This is a genomic window from Micromonospora qiuiae (assembly GCF_016863555.1).
GTDB lineage: Bacteria > Actinomycetota > Actinomycetes > Mycobacteriales > Micromonosporaceae > Micromonospora > Micromonospora qiuiae.
Genome location: NZ_BOPC01000124.1, coordinates 1 through 14,303 on the forward strand (window position 1 = coordinate 1; position 14,303 = coordinate 14,303).

The window sequence follows — 14,303 nt, forward strand, 5'->3', positions numbered from 1 at the left end:
CCCTGGCCCGACCAACCCGACCACCCCGCCGCCCGGTAACGGCGGCTGCTCGGTCAGCGTGAACCGTGCCGAGGAGTGGAACGACCGGTTCAACACGACCTTCTCGGTCAGCGGCAGCAACAACTGGGTGGTCACCATCCGCACCAACGGCGGCCAGAGCCTGCAGAACAGCTGGAACGCCTCGATCAGCGGCAGCAGCGGCACGCTCACCGCACGCCCGAACGGCAACGGCAACAACTTCGGGATCACGCTCTACAAGAACGGCAACAACACCACACCCACAGCAACCTGCTCGACCGGGTGATCTGATCGACCGGAATGGGGTGCCGACAACCGTCGGCACCCCATTTGCCGTAGCGGGAGCCCGTCGGCCGGCACCTTCCACCCCCCCATCCTGTTCGGTCAGCCCTTGATGGCGCCGATGAGGACACCCTTGACGAAGTGCCGCTGGATGAACGGGTAGACGGCGACGATCGGCGCGACGGTGAGCACGACCACCGCCATCTTGATCGCCTCGGTGGGCGGCATCGTGATCCCGCTGGCGCCGCCGGAGGTCTTCGGCGCCTGCCCGGCCAGCAGGTAGCTCTGCAACACCCGTTGGATCGGGTACATGTCGTTGCGGTCGATGAACAGCACGGCGTCGAACCAGACGTTCCAGTAGGTGACCGCGTAGAACAGGCCGACCACCGCGATGACCGCCCGCGACAACGGCAGGACGATGCGGGCCAGGGTGCGGAAGTCGTTGGCGCCGTCGATGCGGGCGCTGTCCAGGAGTTCCTGCGGAATGCCCTGAAAGAAGCCGCGCACGACGACCAGGTTGAACACGCTGATCGCGGGCGGCAGGATCAGCGCCCAGATGGTGTCCTTGAGACCCAGCCCGGTGACCACGAGGTACTTCGGCACCAGCGGCGGATAGATCAGGAACGGCAGCAGGAAGTACGCGAGCAGCCACCGGTATCCGAGTGAGCGCGGCCGGGACAGGCCGTACGCGGCGAGCACGGTCACGGTCAGCGCGATGGCGGTGCCGATGACGGTGACCAGAGTGCTGATCCACAACGCCCGGGTGACGGCGCCACCGGCGAAGATGACCTCGTAGGCGGAGGTGTCGACTCCCCGGGGAATGACCACGAGACCACCGGCGTTGGCGATCGTCTCCCGGGAGGAGAAGCTGGTCACCAGGATCACCCAGAGCGGGAAGAGCACGCTGAGCACGAGCAGGCCGAGCAGCAGGGCTTTGCCGGCCTGGCCGATCAGGGTGGGTCTCTCCTCCCACACCGCTCGGCGGGCGCGCGGCCGGGGCGACTTGCGGGTGATGGTGGTGGTCATGACCGTGAGTAGATCCCTCGTTCGCCGAGCATGTGTGCGACCCGGTTGGCGGCCAGGATGAGGCAGAGCCCGATGACGGCTTTGAACAGGCCGGCCGCGGCGCCGTAGCCGTAGTTCCCGGTGGCAATGGAGAAGTGGTAGACGAAGGTGTCGAGCACCTCGGAGGCCTGTCGACCGACGGCTTCACGCTGCAGGAGGAATTGTTCGAAGCCGACCGAGAGCGCGTCGCCCAGGCGCAGGATGAGCAGCAGCACGATCACCGGGCGCAGGCCCGGCAGGGTGATGTGCCACAGTCGGCACCACCGCCCGGCACCGTCGGCCGCCGCCGCCTCGTAGAGGTTCTGGTCGATGGTGGAGAGCGCGGCCAGGAAGACGATGGTGCCCCAGCCGACGTCCTTCCACACCGCCTCGGCGGTCACCAGGATGATGAAGGTGTCCGGGTTCGTCATGATGTTCCACGGCTCTGTCCCGGCCTCGCGCATCGTCTGCGCCAACAGGCCGGCGCCGCCGAACATGGCGACGAAGAAGCTGACCACCAGCACCCAGCTGAAGAAGTGCGGCAGATAGACGACCGTCTGGATGAAGCCGCGCAGTCGGCTGGAGAGCAGGTGGTGCAGCGCGATGGCCAGCGCGATCGGCAGCGGAAAGAAGAAGACCAGCTGGAACGCGGTGATCGCCAGGGTGTTGCGGAACGCGTCCCAGAACGCCGGATCCTCGAAGAGGAGCTGGAACTGCCCGAAGCCGATCCAGTTGCTCTGGACGAACGCCTCCAGCGGGTTGTCCCCGAGATAGGGGTTGTAGTCCTGGAAGGCGATGACGTTGCCGAGGATCGGCACGTAGCTGAAGATCAGCAGGATGACGAAGCCCGGGGCGACCATGGCCAGCAGTTGCCAGTCGCGGCGCAACCGGGCGCGCAGTGACACCCGGCGGCGGTCGGCGCGGCGGGCACGGGGCGGATCGAAAGTCGCCGGCGGGCTCGCCCCACGGGGTCGGGCCTGATCGGTCCCGGCCCCGGCGGGCGCGTGGCGGGTGCGCATCATCCCGCCTTGGGCAGCGATTCCGCGAGCAGGCGCCGTGCCTCCTCACCGCCGTTGGCCTTCCACTCCTGCACGATGGCCTCGAAATCGGAGAGCGGACGACGACCCCGCAGCACGTCGTTGATCTTGTCCTCGGTCGGCACCTGGTTGGCCTTGTACGCGGCCGGCATCTCCAGCTTCACCCCGTGCCAGGGGTCCTTCTCCAGGTACTTGACCATTTCGTTGGAGTAGGTCAGCAGGTCCTGAACGTAGTTGGTGGTGTCCGGGTACGGGCCCACGGTCGGGTTGCGACCGCTGATGAAGAAGTACTGGTTGGCGATCTCCTTGAACGCCAGGTCGGTCTTGCGTGGCCCGTTCGGCCCGGGGGTGTGGTGTCTACCCTCGACGCCGTAGTCGCGTAGCTGCGCCTCCTGGCTGCCCAGCGGCGCGGAGCACCAGTTGATGACGCGCAGCAGCTCCTCGACACGCTCCTTGCCGACGCCCTTCTTGACGAAGGTGAACGAGATCGGCTCGTCGTCACCCCAGACCAGGGGATCGCCGCCGGTGGCGGAGAAGATCGGCACCGGCTGGATGTTCAGCTTCGGGTTGACCTTCTGGTGCTCGGCCTGGGCGGGCTGCCACATGCCGACCCCGTCCTGGGTGAAGACGATCGCGCCGTTCTTGGCGAACAGCTGGGCGCTGTCGGCACCCCTGCTGGCGATGATGTCGGGATGGACCAGGCCGTCCTGGTAAATCTTGGCCATCACTTCCAGCGCCTGGCGGAACTCCGGGGTTTCGTACTTGAATTCCGGGGTCCCGTCGGACCGCAGTCGCCAGCCACCCTTGGAACCGGGCACCTTGTGGTACATCTGGATCATGGCGAAGACGTCGTTGAACGCCCACACCTTCTTCGCCGGGTCGGTGACCTGCTTGGCGATCGCCAGCAGCTCGTCCAGCGATGCCGGGACGGCCAGGCCGCGTGCGTCCAGCAGGTCCTTGCGGGTGAACATCGCCCATGGGAACGGCCCGTCGGTCGGGTTGGGCACCGCCGCCAGTCGCCCGTTCCAAATCGCGTGCCGCCAGGCCCCGGTCGGGAAGCTGGCCAGCATCGGGTAGTTGTTGGCCGCATCGCCCTTGAGGTGCTCGGTCAGGTCCTCGAAGAGCACGTCGATCGCCTGGGCGAAGCGGGGGATCTTCTCCACTTCCCAGCCCGGCACGCAGAGCAGTTCGGGGACGTCCCGGCCGCCGAACATGGCGTTGAGCTTGTCCGCGTACGTGTTGCCGTCCTGGACGGCGAAGTTGACCGGGGTGCCCAGCTCCGCGTTGACCGCCTGCAGGTAGGCGCTCTGGGCGATCCCGGGCGGTGCCGGGCCCCACTGCGGGGTCATCGCGGAAATCTCCTTGCCGCTGGTGCCCGGCTTCTCGGTGATCAGGTCAACGAGGCTGCTCGGATATCTGGTGTATCCGTCCGGCACCGGCCGGGTGCCGATGATGTCGGGCGTGATGCTCTCCGCCAGCTCCTTGTGCGTCGGCAGCAGGTCGGCGAAGGCGTCCAGGTTCTGTGCGGTGCCGCTGCCAGCCGGCTTCTCGGAGCAGCCGCTGAGCAGGGGACCGCCGGCGACGGCCGCCGCGCCGAGGCCCACCAGGCCGAGGAAGTGGCGGCGGGTGCTTTTCGCACCACGGTACTGATATGTCATCGGTTTCCCCTTCGAGAAGGGTTCGGTCGGCGAACCGCCGGGTGCGCAAGTTCGTCTGGATGCCAAACAAACTAATAGACGACCATGGTGCCCACAAGAGCCACCGCTGGCCCGGCGAACCGCCCGACGACTGTCGAGCCCTTTCGTCTGGCCGCCGCCGGGTACGGCACCGACCGCGACCGCGCCGGGCCTGGTGGCGCTCGGTTGGGTAAACGCCGAAACGACCGCGGGCCCGCGCCGGTCTTCGGCGCGGGCCCGCGGGGTGAGAAGAAGGTCAGCAGGCTCCCAGGTCAACCCAGACGCCGTACTGGCCGGTGGTGCCTGGCTCCTGGTTCTGCGTCCACCACTGGGCACGCCAGCGGTGGCCGTTGTGCGACACCACGTCGTCGGTGTTGTAGATGGCCGTGGGGCTCCACGCCGGGTCGGCGCAGGACGGGGCTGGCGCGACGGTCAGCGGCAGAATCGCCCGACTGGTCCCGAGCGCCACCGTCACCTGGCCCGCCAGCGGGTCCGAGTGGACGAAAGCGTTCAGGTTGCCCGTGAGAACGAGGCCGATCTGGCTGCCCGCCGGGAAGACGTAGTCCTTGGGTTCCAACAGGACGGTGCCCGTGGTCTGCTGCCCCGGAATCAGGGGAGTCTCGGTGGTCAGCGACAGGCGGTTCTTGGCATCGAGCGAGCCGCGTGCCACGACGCGGGCGACCGATCCGCCGTCGTAGTGCACGAGCAGAGCCGTGAGCGGGGTGCTCGTGGTGGCCGAGGTGAACGTCACCTCGATCCGGGCGGCGCCGGAGAGCCGGGTCTCCGAGGCGAGGATCGGCCCGAGGTACGCCAGCCGGTAGCTCTGCACGGTGCCGGGGCTCGCCACCATCGTCGACTCCGCCACCGCGCCGGAACTGGTGAACTGCTGGCTGCCCGCTCCCGCGGTGGTGGTCAGGCTGCCGGCGCCGCCGTTGCCGGCCGGGCCCAGGTACAGCGACGTGTCCGTGGTGCTGGCCGGCGGCCACACGGTCTCGTTCACCCGGGTGCCGTTCGGTCGCGTGATGGTGGCCTGCGGCTCGTCCATCACACCGTTGGCGATGTCATACAGCCAGTAGTCCATCCACCGGCCGACCGGGTCCTTGGGCTCGCTGTAGAACGGGTCGATGTGCTCATCGTCGTGCAGGTACACCTTGCGCGGCACGTCGTGCGTCACCAACTCGTCCCAGTAACGACCCCAATGGGTGGTCTTGACGTTGTCGTCACGCTGCCCGTGCACGAGGAACACCGATGCCTGAACCTGATTGACTTCGTCGCGGTAGTTGCGCTCCGCAAAGAAGGGGCTGTAGTCCCACCCGGCCAGCGTCTCCCCGTCACCGATGGCCTGGTACTGCGCCGTGCAGTTCACCAGGGACTGGGCGTTGCCCCAGCGGGAGGTGAACCCCTCCATGTACCGGACGCTCCAACTGCGATACCCGATGCCCTGGGCCCGGGTGTAGTCGTACCAGCTGGAGATGGCGCCGACCGGCACGATCGTCTTGAGCCCGTCGATGCCCGTCTCGGCCAGCTGCGTGGCCAGCGTGCCGTCGTACGAGACCCCGTACATGCCCACGTTGCCGGTGCTCCACGACGCGACCGCGGCGGTGCCGTTGGCGTACGTGGCGGTGGTACGGCCGTTGAGCCAGTCGACGACGGCGGCCACGCTCCGCTCGTCCGACTCGCCACCGACCGACAGGCACCCGTCGGATGTGCCGGTACCGGCGATCTCCACCTCCAGCACCGCGTAGCCTCGAGGCACGAAGTACTCGTCCAACCAGCCGCTCCAGTGGATGGCCGGGTCACCGATCGGGTCGATCACCGCGCTGCGGCGTGCCCCCGGGCTCTGGACCGTCCAGTACGGACTTGCCTTGACGATCGATGCGACCTGCAAGCCGCTGGCCGTCTCCGCCGGCCGGATCAGCTGGACGGTGATGGTGTCGAGCAGGCCGTCACCGTCGCTGTCCATGTCCGATTCGACATGTACGGTTTCGTTGATCGCGTTGGCCAGCGAAAAGACCGGTTGGGTGGCGCCGTCCTCCACAACGATCCCGGGTGGGGCCGCCGCCGCCTGACCGGGTGCGACGAGCGCGCCCGTCGAGACTGCCAGTACCGCGGCGAGAACGCCGGCCGACCGCCTTCTTCGTGCGTGTGCAGACAATGATCATCCGTTCCGGTTGTGTGCCACCCACGCCCTCATCCCCGCGTGGATGGCATTCCTGGTCGATTACGGAATGCGCATCCACGAACACCGTGTCAGAGATGTCGGCCGCCGAGAACCGTTTGTGATCAGTGTCCAATTCGGAGTCCGGCGCTTCCGGGACGCGCACCGGCATGGTTCGCTGTGGGAGTTGCGGGTGGGGCCTTGCCGAAGCCCGCGTGGCCGCCGCCTCAGCGCGACCGGCGGCCAGGTGCAGGTGGAAGTCGATGATCGCGGCCCTGCGGTCGGTGCAGCGGCGGATCTTGCCGAGCCCGTTCATCCACGAGTTCGACCGCCCGGATGTGCCGGTACGCGAACCACAGCGGTGGGAATGCCCCGACCGCGAAGGACAGGTCCACGATCGTCCAGAACCACGGGATCTCGCGGAGCGGCCCACAGATCAGCGCCAGCGGCACGATCCCGGCGCAGGCGATCATGCCGAGCTGGACCACCCAGACGTTGCGTACCGGGTCGCGCAGCGGCCCCCAGAACGCCACCGCGAGCACCAGGTGGGCGAACGCGAGCCAGTCGGTCCCGTACCGCATGAACGGGTAGCGGTCTCCGGTCTCGACGAGCCCGGTGTGGACCCGCTCGATCCAGCCCACCAGCGCCGGGAACTGCTCGGCGAGCGGGTCGACCGCCCGCAGCAGCCAACGCATCTCGATCTCGAGTGGGAACGCGGTCACTCCGCTGAGGAACAGTCCCACCACCACGATCCACAGCCAGCGGCGGGTCCGTCGCAGGCGCTCCTCTATGTCCATGGCGGCAGGGTAACGCCCGAACGGCAGGCGGCCGCGACGACGACGGGCGACTTGACGCCCGTGAGCACTGGCGGCGGAGATTTGGTGAGAATCTTTGGCGTAGCGTCGGATCTGGGGCGGATCGTTCGTAGAGCAGGTGAGAGGCGGCCGGACGAGGCCGCCGGGACAAGGGAGTCATGGGATGACGCGGTACCTGATCTCGTTCAATGACGGCGCGATGGACCACATCCCCGACGAGGAGATTCCCGACGTGGGCAAGGCCGCGCACACGGTGATCCAAGAGGCCGTGAACGCCGGCGTGTTCGTGTTCGGCACTGGACTCCATCGCCAGCGGGCGAGCATCGTGGCCACGGACGGGCTGGTCACCGATGGCCCCTACCCGGAGACCAAGGAGTTCATTGGCGGGTTCGTGGTCGTCGACGTGGCCTCACGCGAGGAGGCGCTGACGTGGGCGGCCAAGATTGCCGGCGCCTGCCGCTGCGCGCAAGAGGTTCGGGAGCTCATGCCCGATCCCGAATTGGAGGCGATGCTTCGCCGGGCCGACAGGTGATGGCGACACGCCGTTTCGGCAGCATTGCGGCATCCCAAGCCCAATCCATCGGGCCGAGGCGGGTGCGGCGTGACACGTCAGGGGCCATGTCTTGTGGCCACGGTCCAGCCGGTCCAACCACGCTCGGCGATCAGCTTTCGTAGCCGCGCGACGGCGGGGTGGGCGGCGTCGGCGAACGAGTCCATCAGGCGGATGAACCCCGCGTCGGGCATGATCTCGTCCTGCTGGTCCAGTTCGCCGCTGGCCGCGGCCTGCTCGAGCAACTCGCTCATCAGGTCGGCCGTCTCGCGCAACAGTTCTTCGTCCTTCCAGTCCTCCGCGATCCGACCGATCAACTGATAGAGCTGGATGATCTTCGGGTTGGCGAGCTGGGCCACCTTGTCGGCCATGAACGCCGGGATCGATTCCGGCCATCGCGCCGCCATCAGGATCCACGCGTCGCGTTCCGTCTCGATGACGGCCGCCGGCGCTCCGATGGCACGCAGGCGGTCCAGGTAGTCGACCACCTCGGCCGGGACAGCCAGGGAGTCGCCGCAGCCCAGCCGCGCGATCCGCCGCCGGTGCCCCTGCAGCGCGCGGATCTGCGTACGCAGCTGCCGGTCGATCTCGGCGGTCGCGGCGGCGAACGTGTCAGGGTCGGCGTCGAGCAGCTCGCGGACCCGGGCCAGCGGGACGCCGGCCTCGGCCAGGGTCCGGATCCGGATGAGTCGTACGACGGCGTTCGCGTCGTACATCCGGTAGCCGGAGGCGTCGCGCTCCGGCTCGGGAAGCAGTCCGATCTGGTGGTAATGCCGCACCGCGCGGATGGTCACTCCGGCGTAGGAGGCCAGTCGTCCGATCGCCAGCATGGCTTCAGCCTGCACCAGGGATCAACTGATCTTGCGGTGGTAGATGGCCATGGCAATGCCGTAGGCGACGACGAGAAGGCCGAAGCACCAGGCGAGAGCGACCCAGATGTCGCCACCGACCTGCTGCTCGGCGAACAGGCCGCGGATCGTGTTGACGATGGCCGTCACCGGCTGGTGCTCGGCGAAAGCGCGCACCGGGCCGGGCATGCTCTGCGTGGGTACGAAGGCCGAGCTGATGAACGGCAGGAAGATGAGCGGATAGGAGAACGCGCTCGCGCCGTCGCCGGACTTCGCGGTCAGGCCCGGGATGACGGCGAGCCACGTCAGCGCGAGAGTGAACAGCATCATGACGCCGGCGACCGCGAACCAGCCCAGTGCTCCGGCACCTGAGCGGAAGCCGATGACGAGGGCGACCAGCACCACCACCACGAGCGAGATCAGGTTGGCGACCAGCGAGGTCAGCACGTGGGCCCACAGCACGGACGAGCGGGCGATCGGCATGGACTGGAACCGCTCGAAGATGCCACTCTTCATGTCCAGGAAGAGCCGGTACGCGGTGTAGGAGATGCCGGAGGCGACCGTGACGAGCAGAATGCCGGGCAGCAGATAGTTCACGTACCTGTCCGACCCGGTCTGGATCGCGCCGCCGAACACGTAGACGAACAGCAGCAGCATGGCGATCGGTATGATCGCAGTCGTGATGATGGTGTCTGGGCTGCGGCTGATGTGGCGCAGGGATCGCCCCAGCAGGACAGCGGTGTCGCCAAGGAAGTGCCTGGTCATCGGAGATCCTGCCGTCCGTCGGGGCTGGTAACGGCTAGCTTGCTGTCGGTGCCCTCGTCACCGACGATGGCGAGGAAGACGTCCTCGAGGGTCGGCTGCTTCTCGACGTACTCGACCTTGGCGGGCGGAAGCAGCTGCTTGAGCTCGGCGAGGGTGCCGTTGGCGATGATGCGCCCCCGGTGGAGGATCGCGATCCGGTCGGCGAGCTGTTCGGCCTCGTCGAGGTACTGCGTGGTGAGCAGCGCCGTCGTGCCCTGCCGAGCGAGTTCCCGGACGGCCTGCCACACCTCGAGGCGCGCCTGCGGATCCAGCCCTGTTGTCGGTTCGTCGAGGAAAATCACCGGCGGGTCCCCGACGAGGCTCATCGCGATGTCGAGACGGCGACGCATGCCACCCGAGTACGTCGAGACCTTCCGGGCGGCCGCGTCCGTCAACGAGAAGCGGGCCAGCAGGTCATCCGCGACCCGGCCCGGGTCCCGCAGATGCCGCAACCGGGCGACCAGCACCAGGTTCTCCCGCCCGCTGAGGATCTCGTCGACGGCCGCGAACTGCCCCGTCAGGCTGATCGACTCCCGCACCTTCGCCGCCTGCCGGACGGCGTCGAAGCCGTTGACGCTGGCCGTTCCCGCGTCCGGCTTGAGTAGCGTGGACAGGATCCGCACGAGCGTGGTCTTGCCGGCCCCGTTGGAGCCGAGCAGGGCGAAGATGTGGCCCCGCGCCACGTCGAGGTCCACGCCGCGCAGCACACGCAGCTCTCGGTATGACTTCTCCAAGCCCCGGACCTGGATCGCAGGCGCGCGGACCTGCTCGGGTGTCATCTGGGAATCCATGGACATGATGGCAGTATGCAGGGTTGACGCTACGTCAAGGTCAAGCCCGCGAGCGAGGCGGCCGCCGACGGCGCTATCGTGAGTGATCATTGCGGTAGCGGCTCCGCGGTGTTCTCACACGAGGCGCAGCGCCGTGCCCAGTGCCACACCATTGCGGGCTGCTTCCGTCAGTACCGGAACAACCAGGCGGAGGGAGCCTCATGGCCCGCGCGCACCTCACCATCGACCCGGCCTTCACCATCGGTCCGGTCCGTCGGCGGATCTTCGGCGGTTTCGTCGAACACCTCGGTCGCCACATCTACGACGGCATCCACGAGCCCGGGCACCCGAGCGCCGGACCGGACGGGTTCCGGCGCGACGTGATCGAGCTGGTCAAGGAGCTCGGGGTCAGCACGATCCGGTACCCGGGCGGCAACTTCGTGTCCGGCTACAACTGGGAGGACGGCGTGGGGCCGGTGGCCGAGCGCCCCCAGCGGCTCGATCTCGCCTGGCACTCCACCGAGACCAACCGGGTCGGCCTGCACGAGTTTCAGCACTGGCTCGACCTGGTCGGCAGCGAGCTGATGCTGGCCGTCAACCTCGGCACCCGAGGCCCGAAGGAGGCCGTCGAGCTGCTGGAGTACGCCAACGTGCCGGCCGGCACCGCTCGGGCCGCCCAGCGGGCCGCCAACGGCCGAGAGGAACCGTTCGGCATCGCCATGTGGTGCCTCGGTAACGAGATGGACGCCCCCTGGCAGCTCGGCCACCGCGACGCCGAGGACTACGGCAAGCTCGCGGCGATGACGGCGAAGGCGATGCGGCAGGTGGACCGGGACCTGGAGCTGGTCGCCTGCGGATCATCCGGGCGAGGCATGCCGACATTCGGTGAGTGGGAACGCGTCGTCCTTACGCACGCGTACGACGATGTCGACTACATCTCCTGCCATGCGTACTACCAGGAGCACGACGGTGACCTCGCGAGCTTCCTCGCCTCCGGGGTGGACATGGACGCCTACATCGAGTCGGTGATCGCGACCATCGACCACGTACGCGCGGTGAAGCGGTCACCCAAGCGCATCGACATCTCGTTCGACGAGTGGAACGTCTGGTACCTCACCCGCTGGGAAGAGCAGGCCCGCCACTTCACCATCGACGAGTGGCCGGTGGCGCCGCGCCTGCTCGAAGATCGGTACAACGTCGCGGATGCGGTCGTCCTCGGCGGTCTGCTGATCTCGCTGCTCAACCACGCCGACCGGGTGACCTCGGCGAACCTCGCGCAGCTCGTCAACGTCATCGCACCGATCATGACCGAGCCCGGCGGGCCGGCCTGGCGGCAGACCACGTTCTTCCCGTTCTCGGTGACCTCGCACGCCGCCCGCGGCGACGCGCTGCGGGTCGCGGTCGACGCCGACACGACGAACACCGCGACCTACGGCGCGGTGCCGGTGGTGGCCGCGGCGGCGACCGCCGAGGGCTCCTCGCTCTCGCTCTTCCTGCAGAACCGGCACCTCACCGAGGCGACGACGGCGACGATCGACCTGCGCGCGTGCCAGCCGACCGGCGCGGTCACGGCCCGGGGAATCTGGGACACCGACGTACGCGCCGCCAACGATCTGCGGGACACGCAACGGGTGGGGCTGCGGATCAACGACACAGCGCGACTTTCCGACGGCCTGCTCACCGTCGAGCTGCCGCCGGTGTCGTGGACCGCACTGACGATCGCCTGACCGGCCGGGGCGACGGTGGCCCGAGGAAGGAGATCGGTGCCACCGCCCGGCCGCCCAGCTTGGGTCAGAGCCCGGCCGCGGCGTCGTACCGTTGGCGCAGTTTGGCCATCTCCGAGTCGCCCAGCGCCTCCTTGAGCGCCGGCTCCAAGTACTTGGCCGGGAACATCTGCCGCAGTCGGTCGACGAAAATGACGTCCTCGGTCGCCTCGACCACCTGGATGCCGGGCGGTTGGGTGGACAGGTCCATGATGAGCGGGCCGGCCAGCTTGACCGCCACGTCCCAGGGGCGTTTCGGCTCGGCGATCCCACAGAGGTGGAAGCCGTAGACCGTCTGCACGTCGGCGAGCGTGGTGACGTCGGCCGGCTCGTAGCCGTAGACGTGCACCCCGCAGATCACCGGCGGCTTCGCCTCCCCCTCGCCGGCTACCTGCCCATGGTGCGCGTGGTTGTGTTGCCCCGGGTCCGCCTGTTCGAGGATGGTGCGCATCCGGGTCACGACCTGCGCGTGCACATCCGCCGGCTTCGCCTTCGAATCGGCCGAGTTGACCAGTGCGACCGCGCCGGCCGACACCGTCAGCAGGATCACCGCCACCCACACGAAGCGGTTTCGGTACCACCCCGCGAAACTCTCCCGGGAAATCATGTTTGCTTCTCACCTCGTCGCCGGTTCTGGTGCGTTGGCAGGCCGCATCGGGGCATCTGCGCGGGGACATGCGCCCGTCGTCGTGGAGATGGCCCGGTGATGCGGCGCGCGACCGTCTGCCAAAGCGGCGCGCTGCCGGCATTGCGATGCTCCCGTGCTGGCCGTTCTCAGCGCGGTTGCCCCCGCGCTGCGGCGATGTGAGACATTCCAACATGTTTGGCCCCGCTCCGGCAACATCGACGCCCCTCAGCGTCGTCGCCGGGGTAAGGAAGGGCCCCTTGTTAACGCCTGGAGTACTAAAAGGGCCCCTTCCTAACCTCCGGAGCGGGGTCAGGCCGGACGGCGTGGGCCGAACTGCATGCGGGCCAGCGTCAGCAGCATGACGACCGTGCCGCCGAGCAGTGGCAGCCAGGACCAGGCCCAACCGGCGGTGAGGCCGATCATCATGAAGGTGGCGATCGCGACCAGCCAGATGGCGGCCGTGTAGAGCCCGAACCGGGCGGCGGTGGCCGGGTCCTCGGAGAAGCGGTCGGAAAGATGGTGGTTCGCCGCCATCCGCAGCACCCACGGCTTGTGCCGGTTGGTCTGGGTGCCGCCGAGGTAGGTGAAGAGCACCACCGACGCGACCGCCGCGAGTGCTCCGCCGAGCAGCCACGGCAGGCCGGCGCCGGTCAGATGCAGCCAGCCCGCGCCGAGCCCGGCCAGGCCGAGTGCGACGGCGAGACCGTATCCGGCAGCGCGTGTGGCCGGCATCGGATAGCTGATCGAGGTCTCCTGGCGCAGCGCGTCCGCGGTGCCGGCCCCGGCCGCGACCGCGACGACGGCGACCGCGATCGGCAGCCACCCCGACGGTACGTCGGTGACGGTCGCCGCCAGCACCAGCAGGACGAGCCCGGCGACGCCGAGTGCGGCCAGCAGCGCCGTGCGGACCAGGAACCCGGGCGCCGGGCGTACCCGGTACCGCGCCCATTCCGCGCTCGCCTGGTCGCCGTCGGCCGCCGGAGCGGCGTCGAGCAGTGGTCCCAGGTCGCCGAGTTCCGACATGGCCTGGCGGGCGGCGGTGGCGGGAGAGAGGCCGGTCTCGACCAGTTCGCCGACGCGGGCGACCAGGTTGGCCCGGATCTCCTCCTTGAGGTCCTGCCGCTCGGGGCTCATCTGAACCCCGGCGAACGCCTCGTCGAGGAGGCGGTGGATGTCCAGGGTGGCGTCGGTGGGGTGTGGGCTGTTCATGCGGGCTGCCCTCCAGATCGGTTGTCGGCCCGGTCGGCCAGGTCGAGCAGGGTGTCGATGAGGTCGCGGGTCACCGTCCAGGCCGCCACGTTGCGCAGGTAGACGGCCCGGCCGGCGTCGGTGATGCGGTAGTACTTGCGCCGGCCGCCCTGGGTCTCGTCACCCCAGTACGACTCGATGAGCCCGTCCCGGGCGAGCCGGCGGTAGCTGGCGTAGAGGGTGGCTTCCTTGATCTCGTGCCGGCCACCGGTGCTGTCCCGGATCCACTTGAAGATCTCGAAGCCGTAGCTGTCGGTGCGGCGCAGGATGCCCAGCACGATCGTGTCGGTGTGACCGCGCAGCAGGTCGGCGGCGAGCACCTCGTCGTCGGAGAGGGCGGACTTCTCTACCACGACAAGTACTGTATCAGATCAAGTACTTGCCCGCGTCGCCCCGAGTGAACGCCTTGGCGTCCGGCCTCAGCGAGCCTCGGGCAACCAGGGTTCGAGTACGGCGGGGTCGGCGACCGTCAGCCGCACCCGCGCCAGTTCCTCGACGGTCATCGATGCCCTCCCGGTCCGGTTGGCGTCCTGCTCAGTGTGGGCCGGTCCACGTCGCAGTACCGGTACACCTCGGGTGGGGGTGGGTCGGGGCGGACCTGATCTGCGCCGGCAGACGCAACGACCGCTCAGCCGACCGGCAGAATGCAATGCAGGGAGCTT

13 protein-coding genes and 1 pseudogene are annotated in these 14,303 nt (G+C 68.4%); 3 read left to right on the forward strand and 11 right to left on the reverse strand.

The features are described 5' to 3' along the window. Positions 1–304: pseudogene (locus Vqi01_RS28855) on the forward strand (glycoside hydrolase family 11 protein); the annotation flags it as partial. A 98-nt stretch (positions 305–402) separates the two neighbouring features. On the opposite strand, the gene Vqi01_RS28860 reads toward Vqi01_RS28855, so the two are convergent. The 5 genes from Vqi01_RS28860 to Vqi01_RS28880 all read right to left on the reverse strand — a co-directional run bounded on the left by Vqi01_RS28860 (position 403) and on the right by Vqi01_RS28880 (position 7,012). Further along, on the reverse strand, positions 403–1,326 hold the full coding sequence (locus tag Vqi01_RS28860; protein WP_204038301.1) for a carbohydrate ABC transporter permease: 924 nt from the start codon (positions 1,324–1,326) through the stop codon (positions 403–405). Further along, a complete protein-coding gene (locus Vqi01_RS28865; protein WP_204038302.1) occupies positions 1,323–2,363 on the reverse strand; it encodes an ABC transporter permease in 1,041 nt (346 codons plus the stop codon). The genes Vqi01_RS28860 and Vqi01_RS28865 overlap by 4 nt, the downstream gene beginning before the upstream one ends. Continuing rightward, complete coding sequence (locus Vqi01_RS28870; RefSeq protein ID WP_204038303.1) at positions 2,363–4,039, reverse strand: extracellular solute-binding protein; 1,677 nt, start codon at positions 4,037–4,039, stop codon at positions 2,363–2,365. Before Vqi01_RS28870 ends, Vqi01_RS28865 begins: the two co-directional genes overlap by 1 nt. A 274-nt stretch (positions 4,040–4,313) precedes the next feature. Next, entirely contained in the window at positions 4,314–6,095 is a 1,782-nt protein-coding gene (locus Vqi01_RS28875) for a CocE/NonD family hydrolase (RefSeq protein WP_204038304.1), read from the reverse strand. Positions 6,096–6,442: 347 nt separating this feature from the next. After that, complete coding sequence (locus Vqi01_RS28880; protein WP_372444461.1) at positions 6,443–7,012, reverse strand: hypothetical protein; 570 nt, start codon at positions 7,010–7,012, stop codon at positions 6,443–6,445. Between the two features lie 181 nt (positions 7,013–7,193). On the opposite strand from Vqi01_RS28880, the gene Vqi01_RS28885 reads away from it, so the two are divergent. Then, positions 7,194–7,562: a YciI family protein gene (locus Vqi01_RS28885; protein ID WP_204038305.1), complete on the forward strand. Its 369-nt coding sequence runs from the start codon at positions 7,194–7,196 to the stop codon at positions 7,560–7,562. Between the two features lie 77 nt (positions 7,563–7,639). Here Vqi01_RS28885 and Vqi01_RS28890 read toward each other — a convergent pair whose 3' ends face one another. The 3 genes from Vqi01_RS28890 to Vqi01_RS28900 are packed head-to-tail and all read right to left on the reverse strand — an operon-like array spanning position 7,640 to position 10,029. Next, complete coding sequence (locus Vqi01_RS28890) at positions 7,640–8,410, reverse strand: MerR family transcriptional regulator (RefSeq protein WP_204038306.1); 771 nt, start codon at positions 8,408–8,410, stop codon at positions 7,640–7,642. 21 nt (positions 8,411–8,431) lie between these two features. Continuing rightward, positions 8,432–9,193 (reverse strand): ABC transporter permease, encoded by a 762-nt coding sequence (locus tag Vqi01_RS28895; RefSeq protein WP_204038307.1) that lies wholly within the window; start codon positions 9,191–9,193, stop codon positions 8,432–8,434. Beyond that, positions 9,190–10,029, reverse strand: a complete 840-nt coding sequence (locus Vqi01_RS28900) for an ABC transporter ATP-binding protein (protein ID WP_204038308.1) — start codon at positions 10,027–10,029, stop codon at positions 9,190–9,192. Before Vqi01_RS28900 ends, Vqi01_RS28895 begins: the two co-directional genes overlap by 4 nt. A gap of 194 nt (positions 10,030–10,223) precedes the next feature. Between Vqi01_RS28900 and arfA the strand changes: the two genes are divergently transcribed. Beyond that, positions 10,224–11,729: an arabinosylfuranosidase ArfA gene (gene arfA, locus Vqi01_RS28905; protein ID WP_204038309.1), complete on the forward strand. Its 1,506-nt coding sequence runs from the start codon at positions 10,224–10,226 to the stop codon at positions 11,727–11,729. Between the two features lie 64 nt (positions 11,730–11,793). On the opposite strand, the gene Vqi01_RS28910 is transcribed toward arfA, so the two are convergent. From Vqi01_RS28910 to Vqi01_RS28920, 3 genes are all read right to left on the reverse strand, one after another. Then, entirely contained in the window at positions 11,794–12,372 is a 579-nt protein-coding gene (locus Vqi01_RS28910) for a hypothetical protein (protein WP_204038310.1), read from the reverse strand. A gap of 330 nt (positions 12,373–12,702) precedes the next feature. Next, the gene (locus tag Vqi01_RS28915; RefSeq protein ID WP_204038311.1) at positions 12,703–13,602 is read right to left on the reverse strand and encodes a permease prefix domain 1-containing protein; all 900 of its coding nucleotides are present in this window, start codon (positions 13,600–13,602) and stop codon (positions 12,703–12,705) included. Then, on the reverse strand, positions 13,599–13,994 hold the full coding sequence (locus Vqi01_RS28920; RefSeq protein WP_204038312.1) for a PadR family transcriptional regulator: 396 nt from the start codon (positions 13,992–13,994) through the stop codon (positions 13,599–13,601). The genes Vqi01_RS28915 and Vqi01_RS28920 overlap by 4 nt, the downstream gene beginning before the upstream one ends. Between the last annotated feature and the right edge of the window lie 309 nt (positions 13,995–14,303).